The following is a 2,776-nucleotide window of genomic DNA, read 5'->3' on the forward strand; positions in this document are numbered from 1 at the left end:
ATAATTTTATAAATTTATAAAATTATGATTTCAGGTCGGTTAAACAACTCCAGCAGACTTGCTTAACCAAGTCAAATCAACCCTGAATCAATCGGATTATCTCAATCCTCCGATCCGTCACTTCTTCTACGATTAAAGTCCATTTTCCGATGATCAGCTCTTCTCCACCCTGCGGAATAGCTTCCAGTTGATTAATTGCCAAACCTCCCAACGTTTCATAAGAATCGGATTCAGGCAATTTTAAGCCATATGTTCTGTTCAGGTAAGAAATCTCAGCACGTGCCGAAAACCGGTAACTATTCTCGGAAATCTGCTCCTCCAGCCAATCCTCGTCGTCGTGTTCATCTTCGATTTCTCCAAAAATCTGTTCGATCACATCTTCAATCGTCACCACTCCGGATGTTCCGCCGTATTCGTCTACCACAACGGCAATCGACTGGCTTTTCTTCGTGAATAATTCCAGTAATTCCTTCCCCGGAATGGCTTCGGGAACAAAGGAAATCGGCCGAAGAATTTGTGTGATTGTAGCCGGCTTTTTAAACAACTCGTAGGAATGCACGTAGCCAATAATGTTGTCTACTGAATCGCGGTACAAAAGCAATTTGGACAAACGGGTTTCAACGAATTTCGCCAGGAGATTTTCAATGCTTTCTTCCACGTCAATGGCTTCAATTTCCATGCGCGGAACCATGCAATCACGGGCCTTTATCTTAGAGAAATCCAGGGCATTCTGAAGGATTTGAATCTCATTTCCCAAATCTCCTTCTTCTTCCATGCGTTCGTTGACATCCTGCACAAAATGCTGCAAATCGGTCTTGGAAAAAACTTTTTCCGATTGTTCGACATGTATTCCGAAAATACGCAGCAGTCCGTTGCTCGCCCAAACAATCAACTTTGTCGGAATATACAACAGCCAGTAAATCACCCACATCGGAGCCGATCCAAGCCGGAAAATTCCGTTCGGATTAATCTGAAAGATAACTTTCGGGAAAAATTCGGCAATCGAAAGAACGATTAAGGTCGAAATAACCGTCTGTAGAAGCACCACCAGGTATTCCTGTTTGATTCCCCAGGAAGCGATCAGCGGATCAAGCGCTTCCGCCATGTAGATCCCGAAAATGACAATCCCGACATTATTCGCCAATAGAAGCGTAGCCAGGAAATGACCGTCTTTTCCATAAAAAACATTGAGCAATTTACTGTACCAGGAATTCTTGCTTCGGTCCAATTCTACTTTCAAACGGTTCGACGAGACGAACGCAATTTCCATCCCTGAAGAATACGCAGAAAATAGTAGTGACGCAAGAATAATAATGACGGAAGAATCCATTCAACTACTGTAAAGTAGAAAATTACTAAATTTTATTCAGACCACATCAAAACCGATGTCCTTTCTAAAATAAGCGTTGTCGAATGAGATTTTTTCAATACTTGCATAAGATCGCTCCAATGCAGCATCCAGGTTTCTACCGTATGAAGTTACAGCCAATACACGACCACCGTTGGATAAAACCACCGGACCATCACTGGAAGTTCCTGCATGGAAAACCAGGCTGTCTGTAACGCTGTTGATTCCGTTAATTACCTTTCCTTTTTCATACGCATCCGGATACCCCCCCGAAACCATCATGACCGTGCATGCACTTCGCTCTTCGAATTGAATATCGCATTCGGAAAGGGTGTTTGTAGCAACTCCTTCCAACAAGTCGATCAAATCGGATTTCAAGCGCGGCATTACCACTTCTGTTTCAGGATCTCCCATACGGCAATTGTATTCAATCACATACGGTTCTCCTTTTACATTAATCAAACCAAAGAAAATGAATCCTTTATAGGTAATCCCGTCTGCTTTAAGCCCTTTAACCGTAGGGATAATGATTTGATTTTCAATTTTATCCATGAATGTTTTGTCGCAGAAAGGAACCGGGGAAACCGCCCCCATCCCACCGGTGTTCAATCCGGAATCTCCTTCTCCGATACGTTTGTAATCTTTCGCTTCCGGAAGAATTTTGTAGGATTCTCCGTCAGTTAAAACAAACACAGAGCATTCGATTCCTTTTAAGAATTGCTCGATCACTACGCGGGAAGAAGCATCACCGAATTTTGCATCGGCAAGCATGCTTTTCAATTCTTCTTTCGCCTCTTTCAGGGTTTCGGGAATCAACACACCTTTTCCGGCTGCCAAACCATCCGCTTTCAAAACGTACGGAGCTTTCATGCCTTCCAAAAAGGTGTAACCCTGCTCTAAGGTATCTTTGGTAAATGTGGCATATTTTGCCGTTGGAATGTGATGACGCATCATGAATGCTTTTGCGAAATCCTTACTTCCTTCCAGCTGAGCTGCTTCTTTATTCGGTCCGATAACCGGTACTTTCTTCAATTGACTGTCTGCCAGGAAGAAATCATGAATTCCCATAACAAGCGGGTCTTCCGGTCCAACAATGACCATGTTGATATTCTCAGCAAGGACAAACTCTTTGATCGCAGGGAAATCCGTCGCAGACATATCCACGTTCGTCCCGTGAAGTCGGGTTCCGGCGTTACCCGGAGCAATAAACAATTGTTCCAAATGAGAACTTTGGGAAATCTTCCATGCTATGGCATGTTCTCGTCCTCCCGAACCCAACAATAAAATACGCATATTAACAGAATTTCAAGATTGATTCAAAGAAACGTTTTCCGTCTTCGTTTGCCAAAGCCCCATCAGCTGCACGTTCCGGGTGAGGCATCATTCCAAACACATTTCTTCCCGGGTTACAAATTCCGGCAATGTGAT

The 2,776-nt window shown here is 43.4% G+C and carries 2 protein-coding genes; both read right to left on the bottom strand.

All coding sequences use genetic code 11. The features are described from left to right. Positions 1–76: 76 nt before the first annotated feature. On the bottom strand, positions 77–1,330 hold the full coding sequence (locus Q1V93_RS05650; RefSeq protein ID WP_300662621.1) for a hemolysin family protein: 1,254 nt from the start codon (positions 1,328–1,330) through the stop codon (positions 77–79). 36 nt (positions 1,331–1,366) lie between these two features. After that, a complete protein-coding gene (purD, locus tag Q1V93_RS05655) occupies positions 1,367–2,641 on the bottom strand; it encodes a phosphoribosylamine--glycine ligase (protein ID WP_300662624.1) in 1,275 nt (424 codons plus the stop codon). Positions 2,642–2,776 lie beyond the last annotated feature (135 nt).

This window comes from Fluviicola sp. (assembly GCF_030151805.1).
Lineage (GTDB): Bacteria > Bacteroidota > Bacteroidia > Flavobacteriales_D > Crocinitomicaceae > Fluviicola.